The following is an 18,084-nucleotide window of genomic DNA, read 5'->3' on the forward strand; positions in this document are numbered from 1 at the left end:
TGACCTGGGGGTTGTGAGCGTGCCGTAACGAGGAGATGCCCTGCCGTGCTGGGAGATTGGGACTTGCGACGGTTCCAAACTGCCACCCCGGAAGGGCATCTCTGGGATGAAACTCTCTCACAGGTTCACGGCCGACTCCGCGCTCTTCGACGACCCGAACCTGGTGTCGGCCGCGGGCTTGGTGCCGATGATCGCACTGGCCGAGCGGGCCGGGCTCGGTGAGCTCGCGCAGCAGCGGCTCAGCGTGCCCACCGACAAGGGCGCCAACGCGGGAGCGAAGGTGTGTGCGCTGGTGGGCGGCATGGTCGCCGGGGCGGACAGCATCGACGACATGGCGCTGCTGCGCCACGGCGCGATGAAGAAGGTCTTCTCCGCCTGTTACGCACCCTCGACGCTGGGCTCGTTCCTGCGGGCGTTCACCTTCGGCCACGTCCGCCAGCTGGATGCCGTCGCCTCCCGGGTGCTGACCAACCTGGCCCACGCCACCCCGGTGGTCAAGGGCCTGGACGAGTACGCGGTGGTGGACGTGGACGACACGATCATCGAGGTCCACGGGTACGCCAAGCAGGGCGCCGGGTTCGGCTACACCCGGGTGCGCGGGTTGAACGCGCTGCTGGCGACCGTGAGCACCGAGCAGGCCGCGCCGGTGGTCGTGGCCCAGCGGCTGCGCAAGGGCTCGGTCGGCTCCCCGCGGGGCGCGGACCGGCTGGTCGCCGAGGCCCTGGCGACCGTGGCCAGGATGCGCAGCACGCAGGCGAACCGGCCGGTGCTGGTGCGCGCGGACTCGGCGTTCTTCGGGCACCCCACCATCGGCGCCGCCGTCCGGGCCGGCGCGCAGGTCTCGGTCACCGTGCGACTGACCAGCAACATCCGGGCCGCGATCGCCACCATCGACGAGCAGGCGTGGACCCCGATCGAGTACACCGACGCGATCAAGGACGAGGTCACCGGGGCGTGGATCTCCCGGGCCGAGGTCGCCGAGGTCCCCTTCACCGCGTTCACCGCCCAGGCCCGCTCCCGTCACGTGCCCGGCCGACTGGTCGTGCGCCGCATCCCCGACCTGAACCCCAAGAACGGTGATGGTCAGGACCAGTTGTTCGACACCTGGCGCTTCCACGCGTTCTTCACCACCACCGACCCCGCCGTGCTGGACACCGTCGCGGCGGACAAGACCCACCGCGCTCACGCGGTCATCGAGAACGTCAACGCAGACCTGAAGAACTCTGCCCTGGCGCACCTGCCTTCCGGCAGGTTCGCCGCGAACGCCGCCTGGCTCGTGCTCGCGGTTATCGCGTTCAACCTCACCCGTGCCGCCGCCACGCTGACCGGCCCCCAGCTGGCCCGAGCGACCACCGCCACCATCCGCCGGACCCTGGTCACCGTGCCCGCCCGGGCAGCGTCCTCAGCCCGCCGACTCCGCCTGCACCTGCCCACGAACTGGCCCTGGCAGCAGGCCTGGAAGCGACTGTTCGCCAGCGTCTGCGGACCGCCCCTACCGGCCACGACCTGACCACCCAGCCGGCGACGGCGCGACCCCAGGAAACCTGTACGTGGAACACCCCGACAGCGAGGTCGGGAGATCTCCTACGTCCGCTCCCCAGAACCGCCTACGCGGTCCGCAACGCCCCACTCAACGACGTCCGTCGGTGGATCGAGGCTAAGGCGGAGCCGCAACTCGAAAGAGTGAGTGATGGCCTGCAGCACCTCGTACGGGTCCTTGTCGTGGATCAGGAACTCGGTGACCGGAATCTCGCCGTTGTTCGCGGCTGCGATCCTCGGGAGCACGTCGCCACCCTCCGGGACGTTGTCCCGATGGACAGCGACGACGCGCAATTCGTGTCCTCCATCCTCACCCCCGCCGAGATCCAACCCGATGACCAACCACTCCTTGTGGTCGAGCCCGACGACCTCTTCAACCTGTGCTGCTGTCTTGCGCTCATCCAGCTGAGCCGTACCCACCCAGTCGGGATAGGTCACGGAGGCGTCACCCCATATGAAACCGTCTGCCACCTTCATGTCCTCTCTCGCTCTCTCGCTTCCCGGATCTGCAGACTCAGGTGAGATCGACAGTAGCGGTCGCCCGGACACCCTTGCGAACGGTCAGCCTCGCCCCTTGTCGGCCCCGCACCGCCGACGTTGCTTCTTCGCGAAACGCTTCCATCTCCGCCGTGGCTGAGGCTTCGTCTTCATGGGAGCCGGTCAAGGCTGCCCCTCCCCACCGCCCTCAGCCTGACTCGCGTCGAGCGGCGGTACCACGACCGCCTTACCTGCACTGCGCTCCTCGCGACGCTTCACGAACGCTTCGTACTGGACCCGATATGTGTAGTGGTAGTCCAACAGCGCCTCTACGAATCGCATGACCTCCTCTGAGTCCTCGCGCGACATCGTGGAGTCCGTCTCGTGAGCCCCTTCGTTCCCCACGTCCTTGATGAGATCGGACCACTCAAGCAGTCGAGCATCCAGTACCCCGGCTGCGTTGAGGTTCTTCAACTTCGCAGCGAGCGTCCCACCCTTCGCCTGATTGAGGTTGGCCAGGCCCTCTACAACCCGACGCGCCATGATCGCGGCAGCGGTGTAGCAGCCAACCTGCATGCACTTCTGCGCCTCGTTGAACGTCGTCCTCAGGGCGGCCGGGACAGCAGGCGACAGTTCCGTGCGCGGGTTGGGAAAGACCTGCACCCGCTCATCGAACGGAAACACGTCCTTCTGCTCGTTGGCAAAGCGCTTGAAGGTCAGAGGACTCAGGCAGTTCGTGCACCGCGCCGCCGTCCATTCGCGGAACTCAGACGCGCCCCGCCGCCACTTCTCCTGAACCCAAGCCTCCAGCACCTCCATAATCTGGGGCTGCCTGCAGTGCGGGCAGATGTAGGGGAAGGTCTCAGGCTCGTTCGTCCATGCCGACATTGGCGTCCTTCCCAACTGCCCGTCCGTCGGGCTTCGTTGACCCACTGTGTGAGAGATGTGTGAGAGGCCCCGTCTCCGGGTCTAGTCGGAGACGGGGCCTCTCGGTCACCCTGAGTCGCTGACCTGCTACTTCTCTCGGTCGGGCTGACAGGATTTGAACCTGCGACCCCTTGACCCCCAGGTGGTAGGAGTAGGGCTCATAGCCCACCTGATCTGGGGTTTTATGTTTCAGGAGCGCGCTCTGCACGTCACGTTTTGCAGGGTTTGCAGGCCGTTGGTCACCTGATTGGTCCACTTCCTTGCGCTCTACTTCTCCGATCAGCAGCTCGTGCAGCACCACGTCGAACTGCTTCCATCGAACGCTTCCAGTCATCCAGTACGAGTGGCCAGGAGAACGGAACAACCTCATCCCCGAAGGGCCAACATTTCGTGAGGTACTCCACAAAGGCGTCCGCGCGATCCGCACGGTCCCCGATGTCTCTAACGTCCCGAATCAGGCCTCTAGCTGTGGCGTCTAGAACCGGAGTGTCAACCACGACCGCATCGATATAAGCGAAGTTGCTCACTAGCTTCTTGTGGAGGTATCCGCCTGCTGCCGTAACCCGGACCAGGTGACCGGCATCGCCCAGGTCAGTTTGTTCCACTAGACCATTTCGAACGGAGCGCTGAAGGTGGAAATCAATCTGCTCTGGCGTGAATCCAAAGGCTTGAAGCTGGTCCACACAGGTGCGCAGATCAATAAACCCGCCAGATTCGCGTTCGCCAAGTGCCTGCACAAGAGCCAAGAGCATCGGAAGCAGGAAGTGATCCCGCGCATCATTGGTGGACAGTGAAAATAGGTTTGGGACAGGAGACGTAGCCGGATCGTAATACATATGATCGCCGTACAGAATCGCCCGAATAAATTCGTGAATCGGGACGACATATGGTCGCCCTGTCTTGTGCGCGTCAAGAATTCTTGATGTTTGAACATAACCGCTGCCGACGAAGGTTGACACGAAGTCCAGCGCCTTACGCGTGTTACCTGAGCTGAGGTTATCGACAAGCTCCACAAGTTGATGGTTGTTCTCGAACGCGTCGAGCAGGACATCGATATATATGACCAAACTGGTCGAGTCGAGCGTCAACCCGGTTGGGAACCCTGGAAGGCGGCCGAACTGCTGTAGCTCCTTCTTCGCGAATTCAAGCCTTCGAACAATAACCTGATCGCTTCGGGGCGGTGAAACCGTGAAAACCCGTGGCTGGTATGCCGCCAACGCGCCTGTTTTCCGCGATTCGTGAAAAGTGTCAGGACGCAGAGACATGAACACGGCACACGGCCAGGTATCGGCGAGCGACTGCCCTGCGATGAAGATCTGTTCCTGGAACGACGCCTGATGCTGATCCACGTTGTCTAGAGTGATGACGAAATTAAGTCCGCGCGAAGACTGCAGATGAGTCAACGATCTCCTGACATGCTCATAAGACTTCTCTATATGGGAAGCGAGCATTTCAATTTCACGCTTGCGGTACTCTCCAGGATCCGAGTCTTCCAGTTCCCCGAAGATGCCACGTTTGAACTCATTCAGCTCTTTGTTGTAGACCGACCGAACGAACTGCCGCTCACTGATATCGATCTTGTGTTCCGTGCGCAAAGTATTACTGACCACCTGCACCACTAAGTCCGGCACTTCATCTATTAGCCCGGAGTGCTTCAAGAAGTCAACATAGAAGACGACCGTCTTATCAAGTAGATCCTTCGACTCAATCCTGAACAGGTGCTTGAGGAAGATACTCTTGCCTACGCCGACATCACCAAGAAGGATGATCGGTCGCCGTGTGATCGCTCCAGCAATCACATCATCCGTCAAGTTCTTGTTCGGCCCCTTTCGCTCGCGCGCAGATTCAGTTTTGACTTGGAGGTCAAGCGCCTGATATCGAGTCCTGAGTATCTCTTTACTGACAACCGCATATTGCGAGAGAGCACCGCTAGAGCAATAGCACTCTGCAAGGAACTCATCAGTAATACTCTCCTCCCTCATCACGTCTTGGATGAATAGATCCCCGAGGATACGGAGATCGGTCTCCATCTCAGACCCGATTCGGTATCCCGGATATGAGTTAATGCGACTTGATAGCGGAGGAGGTGGCGGAGTCGAAGCAGATCTACTGGACAGCCTCCGGGTCAGCTCGCCGCGCCCAATGCCGTCGTAAGACAGAAGATCCCAAAGATCATGAAACTCGCGCACCATCTCGTCGAGATCGGAGTAATAGAGCGCCTTGCCCTGGGTGGGCTTTCTGCCATCCGATCTGCTGCCCAAGAATGCTAGGAGTTGGTGCCCATTGGACAGCAGTGCGAGGCCAACTCCCGCTTTCTGACAGTAGCCGAGAACCTGGTCGATGGCAGAAGCATTCGGCTTGGAGTGATCGTAAAAAGTTGAGATGTCGTGCCATCCGCTTTTCACGCCGGCGGGCGCATCGAAGGTGAGCCCGGCCTTCTTCGCCTCCAGGACGGCGCGACGCTGCGGCGATCCTAGGCTGTAGTCCAGATAGTCACCTTCGACATGATCTTCGCACAATACCTGGTCATCTGGCCATGCGAGGACATCTTTAAGGAGAACATCAATAATTGACCGACGGGTGGTTGCTTCGTTGTGATCTAAACTGGCACCCTTAGCTGCTAGATCTTCGATAGCTGCTCGCCCTCGTTCGAACTCGTTCACTTATGCTCCCCTCTCAACTCTTCTAGTTACGCACGCCATCTCAATACCAATGGGAGGTCGCCGAGGATCTTGTTTGCAGCCGAGTTCTGGCGCGCTGCGCCGGACGCAGGGCCCCGAACCTAGTTCTGATGTTGTCGTACACATTCGTCGTTCCGCTGTCGTCGACGACGGAGATGAGGAGCGCGAAGGGAACTTTGGTCGGCGAATTGTCGAGTGCGCCGCTGCGGCGAGCGATGTAGGAAAGCTCCAATCGAGGCAGCTCGACCTCGCCGGGCTTCAGCGTGACTCGGTAGTTGCGGACGGTCTCCCACTTTCCACTGTCGCGCAACTGCGCTTCCGAGGCGCCGCCTTTCGCCGCACCAAGAGTCTTAGTAACGGGCTCCTGACTCAGCTCCCACCCCTGGGAAAGCAGTGCACTCGCTTCCGGACTTCCAATGTCGAGTGGCAAGGACTTGCCTGGGGCACCCTTCGGTGGCTTGACCGTGTAGATCCTGTGGTGGGGGCGCAGAACGAGTTCGAGTGAAGCGCTCGTGTATTCCGTAGGCTGCGTGGGGTCTACTGGCGATGCGTAGGCGAGGGTGATGTTGAGTTTCAGATCGGTAGTCGCTGGATCAGAAACAGGCACTTGGTAGCCGAGCAGATCTCCACGTTCGATCTCATCGACGTACAAGACGTGCGCTTCGTTAGGGCCGCAGTCTAGGAAGTCGTCAAAGCTGAGGGGCTGGCGTCCGTAGCCCACCTCGTCGCGCAGCTTGATGTGCTGTCTCGGGCGCTCAGCAAAGTGGGTAGCGAAGGCACGCAGAACGCTGCTGTTCACGCGTGGAAGGCGCGTTACGAGGTCGGCGAGGGCATGCGTTGTGATCGGTGCGGCGAAGCTCGTTCCTGCCGCATCGAGGAAGCTTCCGTCCGCCCTGACAACGTTAAACATGCGGTTCGTAGTGCCGCCGAATTGGACTCCAAGAGGTTGGATTCGCGCGCCATGTCTTCCCGGCCCCATTGATGAGTATGGTGCCCGTTCCCAGGGCATCTCCGGCGCGGGCGCGTCGCATGCACCTACCGCGAGGCCATTGGCCATGTCCGCGGGTACCTGCACTCGGTGCAGGCCGGCTGCACGGTCCTGTTCTCCATCGTTTCCCGCTGCAACGACAAACAGTACGTCTTTGTCCCAGGCGAGTTGGTCAAGTTCGCTGGTCCAGCGGTTTGGTTCCATGTCGTCTTCGACAGCCAATGTAGGGCCGAGGCTGAGATTGACCAACCTGTGTCCCTTCGTCTCCACGGCCTCTTTGATTTGGTCGAGGACCCAGTAGCCTTCGAGGTCTCCTGGGATCTGAGGAGCCGGAAGGACTCGATAGCTTTCGACGGGAAGCGGCGGTGTCGGCGCTTGCTGCCCAGGGGCGACAAGGCCATAAAGCACCGCGCCGGTGACTCCTGTACCGTGGTCGAGTTCTCCTTGATCCGGAGCCTCGGACGTGAGGTCGTGAGTTGGGATCGCGAACAAAGGAGCAGTCCGATGCGCTGTGTCCACGCCGCCGTCGAATACGGCAACGGAGACGGTGTTGAGTACGGACTGGTTCGTCGCCGGAGCGGTGAGACGTTGGACGCTTCGTGTTCCGAAACGGGGTCGTGGTCGGATCGCGGGCATGGGGCGAAGCACTCGAAGTGGATTGAATCGGGCCAGCGAAGCCGCCTTATCCGCAGCAAGCCCGACGGGTGTGAAGGTGAGGCCTCCGACCGTGCGCACATAGTCACGGTGTACCTCGCCGCCTTCGTTCTGGATCAGAGCGAACCATTGCTCCAGAGTTTCTTCATCCAGTGGTTCAGCCTCGCCGAGCCTTGATCCGCGTGGGTGCAGAACCGCTTCCCAGATGCTCAGGGGTGCGGAAGGTGCTACGGCTTCTGTGTTTTCTGGGGCACGCAGGACATCGCTCTCGCGAGGCAGCGCGATTTCGCTCAACTCACGGATCTGCGTGAAGGCTTGTTCCTCGGTTCGGGTGCGACCACCAGCGCTGATGAGACGTTGCAGCTCACGCAGCCCTTCGTCGGTGACGGTAAAGATGAGCCGCCTGGTCTGCGAGATCTCATTTTTCTTCTTAGTGACGTATTGCCCGATGTCTGCTCGCGAACCAACCGGAGCGGCGCCTACGTGAGCCAGCAGTTCGGTTGGAAAGTAGGAGGCGGCGAGATAGTTCGGTAGAAGCTTCGCCTCGACATAGATACGGTCTCGCGCTCGAAGCGTTGACGGCAACGCTTCGGCAGCTGCTACAGCTGCGGTGATCTGGGGAGATAGCAGGGCTTGTGCTTGCTCGACCGTCTGAGGCTCGTGCTTGTCTCCGCCCCCGGAATTTGGCGCCTGAACGTCGAGCTTCAGCGCCTCGCCGTTGACCAGTAGAGGGCGCCGCACAGCGTCATTGCTCTGCACGTCCGTCATGTTGAGCTCCTTCGGCTCGTTTGATCCCAGCGGCGACGGTCGGATGACTGACGCCCGTAGCGTTCGCGATCTGCCGGTTGGACATTCCCAACGTGTCTCGCATCACAAGAAAAAGCCTGTCACGACTGGGCCCGGAGCTCTCGACGCCACGCGCCAGCTCGCTGATCAATTCGTCCGCAGGCGCCGAATCTCGGAGAATCGACCGTCGATGCGAGAGAGACCAGAGTCGGGTGAGGTCTGAGCTACTGGTGTCGGGTGTTAGATCGGCGACCAGGGCGAGTTTCTCTGGTTCAGCACCGCCGATTCCCGCAGCAAGGCTAGTGAGGATTGCGAGTCGCTGATCTCGTTCCGGCAACGGCAACACGAGCGTTCTATCGAACCGCCTCTCCACGGCGGTGTCGAGCAGTTGTGGATGGTTAGTCGCAGCGATCAGCAAACTCGTGTCCGGCCAGCGATCAAGCTCCACAAGGATCACGTTGACGATACGTTTGAGTTCACCGATGTCTGAGTCGTCATCGCGACGCTTGGCGATAGCGTCAAACTCATCGAGCAGAAGGACGCACGGTCCACTCTTTGCATAGTCGAGGACTGACTTGATGTTTCGTCCCGACGAACCTAGATAGCTGGACACCACTGTGGATAGGTCCAGCGACAGCAGCGGTAGTTCGAGCGATTGTGCCAGCCATCGGGCCGTCATCGTCTTGCCGACTCCAGGAGGTCCGCTCAGCAAGATGGTGCGGGTCAATCCTGCGCCAGCTCGTCGGAGATCTTCTGCACGCTGTCGTTCCAGCAGCACCTCGTTGAGCTGACTCATTAGGTTGTCACTCAAAACGAGGCCGTCGCCGTCGGGCACCGAATCGATGTCCACCAGAGGCTGCGCGGTGTCTCCTTCTGTCGGCACCGCACCTGAAACGTACCGGAGTTCGGTCGAGTCTGACCCTGCCGAGATAGCGCGGTGAACCGCGTCCCGAAAGGAATCGACGTTCTCCACCTCCGTGGGCACAGACCGCATCAGTCGCGACGCCAACTGCCTCACTCCGGCACCGTGACCGCGCGTGCCCACGCGAACGAGATCGACAACAGCGCGCTCAAGGCCGCCCTCGGTTCGGTAACTACTCTTCGATGCGACGGCCATGCTTACCACCCTACCTGCCCTGGATCTCCGTGTCAGCGAGGTACGCCTGGTAAGAAAGTCTCACTCACCGCCGACATTTACCATGTGCGGGGCGAAGATGGTCGACATGCTGTCGGAGGCCGGGCATCACCAGGCTCAGGCTGCGCGGAACATCTCCGAGGCCTCCCCGCGTCGCCGCTCAACTCGTTCGGTTGCCCTGGCGCGGATCAGCAGGACCACGCTGGCGGGCCCCATGATGGTCAGCTTCATCGCGTTCCAGATGAACAGGATGACCAGGAGGTGGAGCCATCCGGGTCCGCCACCTTCGATGAGGAGCCGGCACACGGCTGCGGCGAGGAGGTACGGGATGGCGAGCAGCATCGTAGGGATGCCCCATTTGAGGCCGCGTCGGGTGCGGATTGCGTCGAGGAGCCGGTTGGTTGGCATGTAGCGGCGCAGGTAAGTGCGGGTGTGGACGCTGAGGGTCCAGATGAGTCGGAGCATGGCGGAGTCCTGTCGTGGTCTCGGCGACAAGAACCTTGAAGGACTCACCCGCGAAGGTGGAGCCATACTGTCGCGACGAGCGACAGCGCATATTTAGAGGCCGCCTCGCCTTCCACTCTACGACGAACCCAGGACAGCCGGAAGGCCACGCCGGTCAGAGCCTACGGCCTGCGCTCTCGCGCTCAGTCGGCCGATGCTCCCCTTCCGGCTTCCGCATCGCGATGCGTTGCGCTTGCGCGAGTGCAGCTTGAGCGCGCGCCTCATCGATCCTCTGCGCAACCGACTCAGCAGAGACTGAGCCAAGTGGTGCCGCGGTCGTGATGGCGTATCGGTCGCGGTAGGCGGCAACTACTCGGGCCTGCTGAGTCCACGCTCGTTGAGCACGTGGATCTTTCGGGATCGGCCCGAGCGCTCGCACCCACGGCTGTCCGTCGTGGAAAGCAGCGTCGAGAATCGTATCTGCTCTGGTCTCGATGAGATCGCGTCGCTCGTCGAGGGCCTGCCGCATATCCGAAACCATCTGCCCTCCTGCTTCCGGGATGAGCCCGGCGATCAGGTACGGCGCCCGGCGGGTTCGGCCGGAGCCGGCCGGGCGCATGGTGGCGCGTTCGAGGCGGTGGTGGAGGACGGATGCGAGGTCATCGGCGTCGCCGAGTGGCCGGGCGTGGACGAGGCGCGGGAGCAGAGCGTCAACGTCGTGGTGGTTTGCTTCGGCGCGGCGCAGTTCGGCCGAGAGCGCACCGTAAGCGTCAGAGTTCACGACGTCATCGACCTGCTCGTCAGTGAGGCCGGATGCGCGCAGGAGGTTCGCCCAGCGGTCGAATTGCGCTGCTTGCGCGATGGTTTCGTACTCTGCCGCGAGCTGCGCGATCGACCCCCACCGTTCCTGCTCGGCGGTGATGGCCTCGTGGGCGGAGGGTTCTGCTCCGACGTGTTGCAGGACCCCGTAGAGCACGGATCGTGCGGTGGCGTCGGTGTTGTCGCTGGGGTGCGGGTGGTGATGGTCGTGGTCGGGCTGGTCGGTGACGACGTAGGCGTGGTTGGCGTGGCGGCCGCGGGTCATGGCGACGTAGAAGTTCTCCCGCGTCGTCGTCGCCGTCACCACAGTGTGAGCGGTATCGGTGGTGACGCCTTGCGCCCTATGAGCCGTGACAGCGTAACCAAGATCAACAAAGTCTGAGACGTAGCCGGCGGGCAGGATGATCGCTCCGCCGAACCCCTTCCTGTGGGGCCGGATGGTGATGGAGCCGTCGTCACGGACATTCGTGACCTGCCAGCGGTCACCGTTGCGAACCCAGGTGCGACGGTTCCGCAGGCGCCGGTCGTTGCGGCGGGTGATGATCGTGTCTCCGGCTGAGGCGGTGCTGCCGTCGTGCAGTTCGATCTCAAGGGACGGGGTGATGGTGCCGTCGATGATGAGGTCGGCACGAGCACGGTTGTTCAGAGCGGTGACGGTCTCGTTCGTCTCGGCAATCAGGATCGACGCACGTCCTGCCTGGGCGTCGGAGCGCCACGCGGCATAGGCGGCGTCGGTGACGGTGTCGGTATCGCCGTCGTGGATGCGCTGGTGGGTGAGGTAGGTGTCGATGATCTCGGTGTGCCCGTGCCGCAAGGACAGGGAGGCGGTCTTCTCCCACTCGTTTGTGAAGCGGTGAATATCGACCAGCTCGGGCGCATCGTCACGGTCAGAGACGAGGAGGTTGAACGCGCCGCCGGCATCGACAGATTGGAGCTGGGCATAGTCACCAACCAGCAACACCTTCGCCCCCGCCTGCGCTGCGGCATGGGTGATGCGGTCGAGGGAGATGGTTCCTGCGAGGGAGGCTTCGTCCACGATGACGAGCTGCCCGGCCGTGAAGGTGGTGCCGTGGAGAATGTGGTTGCTCCACCACTTCGCCGTGTTCTCAGTCGCGATCCCGAGATCCTCCGCGAGCACCGCCGCAGCCACAGCGGAGGGTGCGAGGCCGACGACAGAACCCCTACCGTGCTCGGCCTCCCATGCCTGCCGTAGCGCGGACATAGCGGTGGTTTTCCCGGCCCCAGCAGCGCCGACGAGGACATCGATCTGGCGTCCGGAGACGGCGATCGCGGTGAGCGCTGCGGCTTGGTCGTCGCTGAGCATCCGCCCCTGCCGATCAGGGCGATTGGTGATCTTCTCCGCCGTCTCCAACGCCACGGTCGGTGCGGTGGTGGTGCGGGAGCGGTCGAGGAGGCGGTCTTCGGCGTCGAGGAGAGTTTTTGATGAGTAAACGTTGGCATGCGCAGGCCGGAACCTGCTCGACCCATCCGCCCTCCGAAACAGGACCGGGCTCGACGCAAGATCGGGTGGCGACAACCGCAGGGAGGCTTGTTCGGCGGCGTCGGCGACCATTCCGGTGATCGCTTCTCGATCCTGCATCGAGGCGAATCGCCACCCCATCAACTGCCGGGATGCTTCGGCGTGCAGGTTCCAGCGCTGCCAGGTCGATCGCTTCTCACCGACCGTTTCCATCACTGCCTGCCCGATCTCGCCGATCAGTTCGAGTGGTACGTCGTCGGCGCGCAGCACCAGCGCGGGTGGATTCTCGGTGAGAGTGCGAGCCCAGGCGGTTGCGTCCTGTCCGAGGACGCGCCCCGCGCGGTCACGCCAATCGGCGGTGAGCTCGGCCAGAGAGTGGATCTCTTTCTCTGGTCGGGTGGCGAGGGTTGCTTGGGCACGGAGTTTCAGAACGGTCGTGGCACTGGGTTGCTTGCCGTGCTGGGCGACGTATTCGGCGATGAGGCGTTCCTTCTCGGCCTCGATGTGTCGGGTTCGGGTGGAGAACTCATCCATCAGTTCTTGCGGAACGCCGGTGATTTCCCATGCGGGGCTCCGGTCGCGGCCGCGGTCTCGGGCTTCCCAGGTCAGGCCGAGGGTGCGGGTGAGCTGGTCGGCGAGGACCGCGTTGTACATCTCCGAGATCGCCACCACCGCCTGATGCATCGGCCGGCCCGCTAGCGTCCGCCACTTCCCGTCCTGCACGGTGAAGACCTTGTTGCTCACCACGACATGGGTATGCAACTGCGGGTCACCAGCCCGGGAGTCGTAGTGATCGAACGCTGCGGCGGCGACGCCTGCGACATCGACGTGTGCGACCGCTCCGTCGGGGCCGGTTGCACCCACTCTTGTCGATGCAACCTCCCGCTCCATGAACGCAACCAGCTCTGCAACCGCCGCGTGATGCGCGTCTGCGATCAGCGCCTGCGTTCCGGCATCGGCGACAGCCCAGAGCGCGGAGACGGACTTCGGAACGCTGAACGTGTAATCGAACCCGGCCACCGCACGCCGCGTTCCACGCTCGGCCTCTTCGGCTTCGATCTGGACGATCTGCTCCGCCCGCGAGGCCGGACCCAGATCGTCAGGCAGCGCTTTGGTTCGGGCATCGACCCTCTCGCTGACCGACGCGAACTGCTGATACGCCCGCCCCAACGGTGCCTTGGTGATGGGGTCGTGGCCCATCCCGATCAGAAGCTGAAGCTGCGCCTCACTCACCTGCGCACCAGCGGTGAGCTCGCCATTCCCCAGCACCGAGAGTCCCGCGCCGAGCCAATGACCAGGCGGGTTCCCGGCCTCGGCGTAGTACCGCGTCAACGGAGTCGAAAGGGAACGATCACCGTCACCGGCAGCGACAGATCGCAACAGGTACTTATAGCCGTCGCCCGCGGACATCACGCGCATCGATACCGTCACTCGGCACCTCCTCCTGGACAGGAGGTGAGCGCCCGATGACCGCCAGCGATCGCGCCGCTCGCGGGGCGGCGCGCCTCTTCTGAAAGACGTGTGGCAGCCCAAAACGAGGGTCGGAAGCAGGAGTCGGAATCGTGGCGTGCAGCGGGCGATCGGCGGCAGCGGGCGATCGGCGGCAGCGGGCGATCGGCGGCAGCGGAGGCGGCGTCATGAGCGCACCTGGCAGGTGACCTGAACGGCGACAGAACTCCGAAGTGGACGACGGCCAAGGTCACCGACCAGGCGGAGCCACGATGCGCGAGGAACAGGCCACGAACCCGGATCGGCCGCTGCGCGTCGGATCGCTGTTCTCCGGGTACGGGGGCCTCGATCTCGCCGTCGAGCACGTCTTTGGTGCTGAGACCGTCTGGTTCTCCGAGATCAACGAGCCCGTCGCCCGCGTCTTCTCACAACACTGGCCCGACGCCCCCAACCTCGGCGACATCACCACGATCAACTGGAACGACGTGCCCCCGGTGGACATCCTCTGCGGCGGCTTTCCATGCCTCAATGTCAAGTTCTCTTGGGCGGTTCCTCGAAGCAGAGTTTCGGAGGGGTCACTAGGGCTGTGCTGAGCCGGCGACAATCTCCTGTAGGGCCCGGATGTGGCTCTGGTATGCCGTTTTTCCTTGTGGTGTGAGTGTCAGCCAGATGCGGCGGGAATCTTGTCGGGCGCGTTCCTGAGCGACGTATCCGGCATCGACGAGCGCTGCGACCTGCTTGCTGAGCGCGGACGCGCTCAGGCCGACGACGTCCTTGATGACGGCCATCTCCACGGTGGTGCCGGCGTCGAGCATGGCGCAGATTCTCAACCGGTGCGTTGGGTGAATGACTGCGTCCAGTTGTGCTGTCATCGGTGCGTGCTCCGGTAATGCACAACCGAGGCAAGGCCGTAGCTGACCGCGGCCCCGACGGCACACGCGACGATGACCCAGTCCAGGCCCGCGGCGCGCGCGAACAGTGAACCAATGACGAGCAAACCGGATGCGGCAGCAAGGACGCGGAAGCCCATGCTCGTCGGAATCGCGTACGGAGTGCCCATCAGTCGGCCCGCCCAGTAATTGAGTGCGGCCAACGCGCTCGCGAGGACGACCACGAGGATCGACGCCAGGATCGACGAGCGGAGGAGCCCGGCCAACGCCATCCCACCCAGCAAGGTCGCGTTTATCGGATACAGCCAGGTCGGCCACGGGCGGTCTCGAACTGCTCGCTGTACGTGTGCGGCGGCATCGAGCTCCGCGGCCGCCTCGCGAGGGTTGGGGTCCGGGTTGATAGTTTCCATGTCGGCAATCATATGTAGTAGTTTCCCGTTCGGCAACTACTTCCGATAGTCCCCGAGCCTCGGGCATCGACTATGCCGCGACCGGCGCCTCCCGGGCAACAGTGCCGAGCCACTTGACGCCTGCCCTGCCGCGCAGCAACGCGAACACACGCCGGGCAAGATGACGCTTGAGAGCGCGGATCGCCTCGGTGTTCGAGTTGCCCATCGCGCGCCGAGCAGCGAGGTAGTCCTGGGCTGGCGGGTGCATCCGCTTCTGCGTGATCGCGATCCGATGCAGTGCCGCGTTCATTCGTCGGTTCCCGCCCCGGTTCAACCGGACCCGTTGACTGTTGCCGGAGGAGGCCGGGATCGGGGCGCAACCAGTGAACATCGCGAACGCCGCCGCCGACTTGAACCTCTCGTGATCGCCCGTTTCCGCGACGATCCGCGCAGCCGACATCGGTCCGCAACCTGGCAGCTCCAGCAACTGTGGAGCCTCGACCTTCACGCGTTCTTCCAGCTCACGTTCCAGGCGGCCGGCGCGGTCGCCCAGCTCTTTGATCCGCTCAGCCAGGTCCAGGCAGATAGAGACTGCGACACCGCCTTCGTGCTCGCGCAGGAACGCTACGACGGTGTTGTTCCACTTGGGCCGATGCAGTTTGCGGGCCGGGATCGTGGCGGCGAAGTCCGGGTCGATGTCGTGCAGGTGCCAGCGCAGTCGGCAGCACATCCGCACCATCTCACCCACGAGGTCCTCGCGGTGATCCAGGAGCATCTTGATCTCCCGCACATCGGTCTCCGGCACGGCAACCGGGAGGTCCTCCGCCAACGCCGCGCGAGCGCAAGCCAGCGCGTCGATCGGGTCCGACTTCCCGATCGCGCGCACTCGACGGCGGTAGTCGGCGCTCATATGCGTCGGCACCCAGACCACCTGCTCGTCTTCGGCGAGCAGGAACCGCACGAGCCCGCCGGCCCCGTGGCGGACGTCCTCCACCGCCCAGCGATGGGGGCCGAGCTTCCTCGCCCAGGCAAGCAGCACCCGGTATCCGCGCGGTCTCGCGGTGGCATCCTTCACGTCGAGCTTCCTGCCGTTACCGTCCACGGCGACAGCGACCAGGACGTCCTTATGCGGATCGAGCCCGATCACGACCTCTGCGTCCATCTCCGTTCTCCTCTCGTGTTTCAGGGGTCGACCGGTGGACATGCCTCAATCAAGAACCCCAGCTCGGGGTCACGCTCCAATGAAGTCACACCGGCCCTCAGCGAAGCGGCGGCGGGCGACATGACAAGACCACGTCAACCACGAAAGCGACCTGAGGGAAGGAGCCAACCCGCCACCGTGCTTCCCATTCTGGAAGCCCAGCCCGGTCAGATCATCTCCTCAGCCGTCGTCGCGGTGACAGCACGGGAACGAGTCAGCCCGCTGCCGCTTCACCGGCCACCGTCAACGAAGACGGCACCACCACACTGACATTGGAGCGACAAGACGTGAGCACCGTCGGCAAACGCGCCGGCCTCGCACCCGGCACCCGCTCCGGGCTGTGGGCGCAGATGACGACCGCGATCGAGATCCTGCAACCACAGTTCGTCGTGATCGAGAACGTCCGCGGCCTGCTCTCCACCAAAGCAATCCGCCCCACCCAGCAAGGAGCAACCCCCGATGCACGCAACCCCAACGACGCAACCGGCACCGATGAAACCACAGCCCTTCGCGACCTGGAACCCGACCCGTGGAGTCTGGGAGACGAATCAGCCCGACCTCTGGTCGCAGCGGGCGCCGTACTCGGAGACCTGGCCGACCTCGGGCTACATGCGAGATGGATCGGCCTACCAGCAGCCCTTATCGGCGCACCACACCACCGCTACCGCGTCTTCATCCTCGCGCACCGGCCAAGCACGCTTCCGCACCCCACTCGCATCGGACTCAAACCGCGGCGGCGAAACGCTGGACCAGGTGAAAGCCAGACGCGGCACGATCGCGCTCTCTCATCAGATCATCGACTTCGCACTCCACGGACCAGCTGGCTCACCGAACAGGAACAACGACTCGGAGACCCTGTGGTGAAGCGCCCCAGGTTTGATGCCGCTTCCTTTCGAGTCCGGAAGGATGCATGTCATGCCGAAGAAGATCGATCCCGAGCTGAAGGCTCGGGCTGTGCGGTTGGTGCTGGAGCACCGCAACGAGTACCCGACGATGACCGCGGCCGTGCTGGCGGTCTCCCGGCAGGAAGGAGTGGGCAAGGAATCGTTGCGGCGGTGGGTCGCCCAGGCCGAGATCGATGCCGGCGACCGGCCAGGGACCACCACGGCCGAGCAGGCGGAGATCAAGAAGCTGAAGGCCGAGAACCGGCGGCTGCGTGAGGACGTGGCCATCCTGAAGGCGGCCACGAGTTTCTTCGTGGGGGAGCTCGACCCCCGGAACCGATGATCATGGCGTTCATCGACGCCCAGCGCGCCCAGGGGCACGCGGTCGAGTCGATCTGCCGGGTCCTGCGCGAGCAGGGCCTGCAGGTCGCCGCGCGCACCTACCGGGCCTGGAAGAACAACTCCCGCCAGCCCTCGGCCCGCACGCACACCGATGCTCTGGTGATGGACCTGGTGCGCGACCTGGCCTGGACCACCAACACCCGCACCGGCGCCCGTCAGCTAGCCCCGGAAGGGCTGTACGGGCGACGCAAGATGACCGCGCTGGTCCGCCGCAGCGGCCTGCCCGACGCCTCGGCCGGGGCGGTCGACCGGGCGATGCGCGCCCTGGGCCTGTCCGGCCTCCGCCGCGACAAGGGCATCCGGACCACGATCCCCACCAAGGACGGGCGGCGCGCTGGCGACCTGTTGGATCGCGACTTCACCGCCACCTGCCCGAACCAGACCTGGGTGATGGACTTCACCTACGTCCGGGCCTGGACCGGGTGGGTGTACGTCGCGTTCGTCCTGGACGTCTTCGCCCAGCGGATCGTGGCCTGGCACGCTGCCACGACCAAGGAGGTCGACCTGGTGATGACCCCGCTGCGGATGGCGATCTGGCAGCGTGACCACGACGGGCACCCCGTCGCACCCGGCCTGATCTGCCACGCGGACGCCGGGTCGCAGTACACCTCGCTGCGATTCACCGAGCACCTGGCCCTGGAAGGCCTGCGACCCTCCATCGGCTCGGTCGGTGATGCGTTCGACAACGCCTTGATGGAGAGCGCCATCGGCCTGTACAAGACCGAGTGCATCCGCACCACCGTCTTCTGCGACGGGCCCTACAAGACCATCGCGGACGTCGAGTACGCCACCGCTGCCTGGGTCGACTGGTACAACCAGCGACGCCTCCACGGCAGCCTTGGCATGATGTCCCCAGTGGAGTACGAGAACGCCCACTACGCGACCCTCAACCGAGAGCCGCAACCCGTATAGGAGCGGCACAGAACCTGGGGCGCTTCA

13 protein-coding genes, 1 pseudogene and 1 other annotated feature are annotated in these 18,084 nt (G+C 63.6%); of the genes and pseudogenes, 4 read left to right on the forward strand and 10 right to left on the reverse strand.

Translation table 11 applies throughout. From position 1 onward, the window contains the following. Positions 1–106: 106 nt before the first annotated feature. A complete protein-coding gene (locus ACTMMA_RS17735) occupies positions 107–1,510 on the forward strand; it encodes an IS1380 family transposase (protein WP_441191052.1) in 1,404 nt (467 codons plus the stop codon). Between the two features lie 74 nt (positions 1,511–1,584). Here ACTMMA_RS17735 and ACTMMA_RS17740 read toward each other — a convergent pair whose 3' ends face one another. From ACTMMA_RS17740 to mobF, 7 genes are all read right to left on the reverse strand, one after another. Beyond that, entirely contained in the window at positions 1,585–2,010 is a 426-nt protein-coding gene (locus ACTMMA_RS17740; RefSeq protein ID WP_441191418.1) for a hypothetical protein, read from the reverse strand. A 189-nt stretch (positions 2,011–2,199) separates the two neighbouring features. Then, positions 2,200–2,835: a DUF4145 domain-containing protein gene (locus ACTMMA_RS17745; RefSeq protein WP_441191419.1), complete on the reverse strand. Its 636-nt coding sequence runs from the start codon at positions 2,833–2,835 to the stop codon at positions 2,200–2,202. A gap of 347 nt (positions 2,836–3,182) precedes the next feature. Continuing rightward, on the reverse strand, positions 3,183–5,606 hold the full coding sequence (locus ACTMMA_RS17750) for a hypothetical protein (RefSeq protein ID WP_441191420.1): 2,424 nt from the start codon (positions 5,604–5,606) through the stop codon (positions 3,183–3,185). 40 nt (positions 5,607–5,646) lie between these two features. After that, a complete protein-coding gene (locus ACTMMA_RS17755) occupies positions 5,647–8,034 on the reverse strand; it encodes a S8 family peptidase (RefSeq protein WP_441191421.1) in 2,388 nt (795 codons plus the stop codon). Then, positions 8,012–9,169 carry an AAA family ATPase gene (locus ACTMMA_RS17760; protein ID WP_441191422.1) on the reverse strand — a complete coding sequence of 386 codons (1,158 nt, stop codon included), beginning with the start codon at positions 9,167–9,169 and terminating at the stop codon, positions 8,012–8,014. The genes ACTMMA_RS17755 and ACTMMA_RS17760 overlap by 23 nt, the downstream gene beginning before the upstream one ends. Before the next feature lie 135 nt (positions 9,170–9,304). Beyond that, positions 9,305–9,652: a sulfate permease gene (locus ACTMMA_RS17765; RefSeq protein ID WP_441191423.1), complete on the reverse strand. Its 348-nt coding sequence runs from the start codon at positions 9,650–9,652 to the stop codon at positions 9,305–9,307. Between the two features lie 154 nt (positions 9,653–9,806). After that, positions 9,807–13,349, reverse strand: coding sequence for a MobF family relaxase (mobF, locus tag ACTMMA_RS17770; protein WP_441191428.1), 3,543 nt, complete (start codon positions 13,347–13,349; stop codon positions 9,807–9,809). A 302-nt stretch (positions 13,350–13,651) separates the two neighbouring features. Here mobF and ACTMMA_RS17775 point away from each other — a divergent pair, with 302 nt between their 5' ends. Further along, positions 13,652–13,972, forward strand: coding sequence for a DNA cytosine methyltransferase (locus ACTMMA_RS17775; RefSeq protein WP_441191424.1), 321 nt, complete (start codon positions 13,652–13,654; stop codon positions 13,970–13,972). Here ACTMMA_RS17775 and ACTMMA_RS17780 read toward each other — a convergent pair. The 3 genes from ACTMMA_RS17780 to ACTMMA_RS17790 all read right to left on the reverse strand — a co-directional run bounded on the left by ACTMMA_RS17780 (position 13,958) and on the right by ACTMMA_RS17790 (position 15,820). Then, on the reverse strand, positions 13,958–14,251 hold the full coding sequence (locus tag ACTMMA_RS17780; protein ID WP_441191425.1) for a transcriptional regulator: 294 nt from the start codon (positions 14,249–14,251) through the stop codon (positions 13,958–13,960). The genes ACTMMA_RS17775 and ACTMMA_RS17780 overlap by 15 nt on opposite strands. Then, positions 14,248–14,679 (reverse strand): hypothetical protein, encoded by a 432-nt coding sequence (locus tag ACTMMA_RS17785; protein WP_441191426.1) that lies wholly within the window; start codon positions 14,677–14,679, stop codon positions 14,248–14,250. The genes ACTMMA_RS17780 and ACTMMA_RS17785 overlap by 4 nt, the downstream gene beginning before the upstream one ends. 70 nt (positions 14,680–14,749) lie before the next feature. After that, positions 14,750–15,820, reverse strand: a complete 1,071-nt coding sequence (locus tag ACTMMA_RS17790; RefSeq protein ID WP_441191427.1) for an IS110 family RNA-guided transposase — start codon at positions 15,818–15,820, stop codon at positions 14,750–14,752. A 326-nt stretch (positions 15,821–16,146) separates the two neighbouring features. On the opposite strand from ACTMMA_RS17790, the pseudogene ACTMMA_RS17795 reads away from it, so the two are divergent. After that, positions 16,147–16,275, forward strand: a pseudogene (locus tag ACTMMA_RS17795) (DNA cytosine methyltransferase); the annotation flags it as partial. A 499-nt stretch (positions 16,276–16,774) separates the two neighbouring features. Beyond that, positions 16,775–18,057, forward strand: a protein-coding gene (locus ACTMMA_RS17800; protein ID WP_441189664.1) for an IS3 family transposase whose coding sequence is annotated in 2 segments (ribosomal slippage) — positions 16,775–17,048 and positions 17,048–18,057 — 1,284 coding nt in all. Because the reading frame shifts where the segments join, the coding sequence is not laid out codon by codon here. After that, positions 17,044–17,178, forward strand: a sequence feature (AL1L pseudoknot). (Overlaps the previous gene by 135 nt.) Positions 18,058–18,084: the final 27 nt, after the last annotated feature.

Origin of the sequence: Ornithinimicrobium panacihumi (assembly GCF_052073805.1) — a bacterium.
GTDB classification, from domain to species: Bacteria; Actinomycetota; Actinomycetes; order Actinomycetales; family Dermatophilaceae; genus Ornithinicoccus; species Ornithinicoccus panacihumi.

Excerpts from the sequence above, each read along its gene's own strand:
- ACTMMA_RS17780 (WP_441191425.1), bottom strand. The coding sequence starts at position 14,251 with ATGACAGCACAACTGGACGCAGTCATTCACCCAACGCACCGGTTGAGA.
- ACTMMA_RS17790 (WP_441191427.1), bottom strand. The coding sequence starts at position 15,820 with ATGGACGCAGAGGTCGTGATCGGGCTCGATCCGCATAAGGACGTCCTG.
- ACTMMA_RS17775 (WP_441191424.1), top strand. The coding sequence starts at position 13,652 with ATGCGCGAGGAACAGGCCACGAACCCGGATCGGCCGCTGCGCGTCGGA.
- ACTMMA_RS17745 (WP_441191419.1), bottom strand. The coding sequence starts at position 2,835 with ATGGAGGTGCTGGAGGCTTGGGTTCAGGAGAAGTGGCGGCGGGGCGCG.
- ACTMMA_RS17785 (WP_441191426.1), bottom strand. The coding sequence starts at position 14,679 with ATGGAAACTATCAACCCGGACCCCAACCCTCGCGAGGCGGCCGCGGAG.
- ACTMMA_RS17760 (WP_441191422.1), bottom strand. The coding sequence starts at position 9,169 with ATGGCCGTCGCATCGAAGAGTAGTTACCGAACCGAGGGCGGCCTTGAG.
- ACTMMA_RS17765 (WP_441191423.1), bottom strand. The coding sequence starts at position 9,652 with ATGCTCCGACTCATCTGGACCCTCAGCGTCCACACCCGCACTTACCTG.
- ACTMMA_RS17735 (WP_441191052.1), top strand. The coding sequence starts at position 107 with ATGAAACTCTCTCACAGGTTCACGGCCGACTCCGCGCTCTTCGACGAC.
- ACTMMA_RS17755 (WP_441191421.1), bottom strand. The coding sequence starts at position 8,034 with ATGACGGACGTGCAGAGCAATGACGCTGTGCGGCGCCCTCTACTGGTC.
- mobF (WP_441191428.1), bottom strand. The coding sequence starts at position 13,349 with ATGCGCGTGATGTCCGCGGGCGACGGCTATAAGTACCTGTTGCGATCT.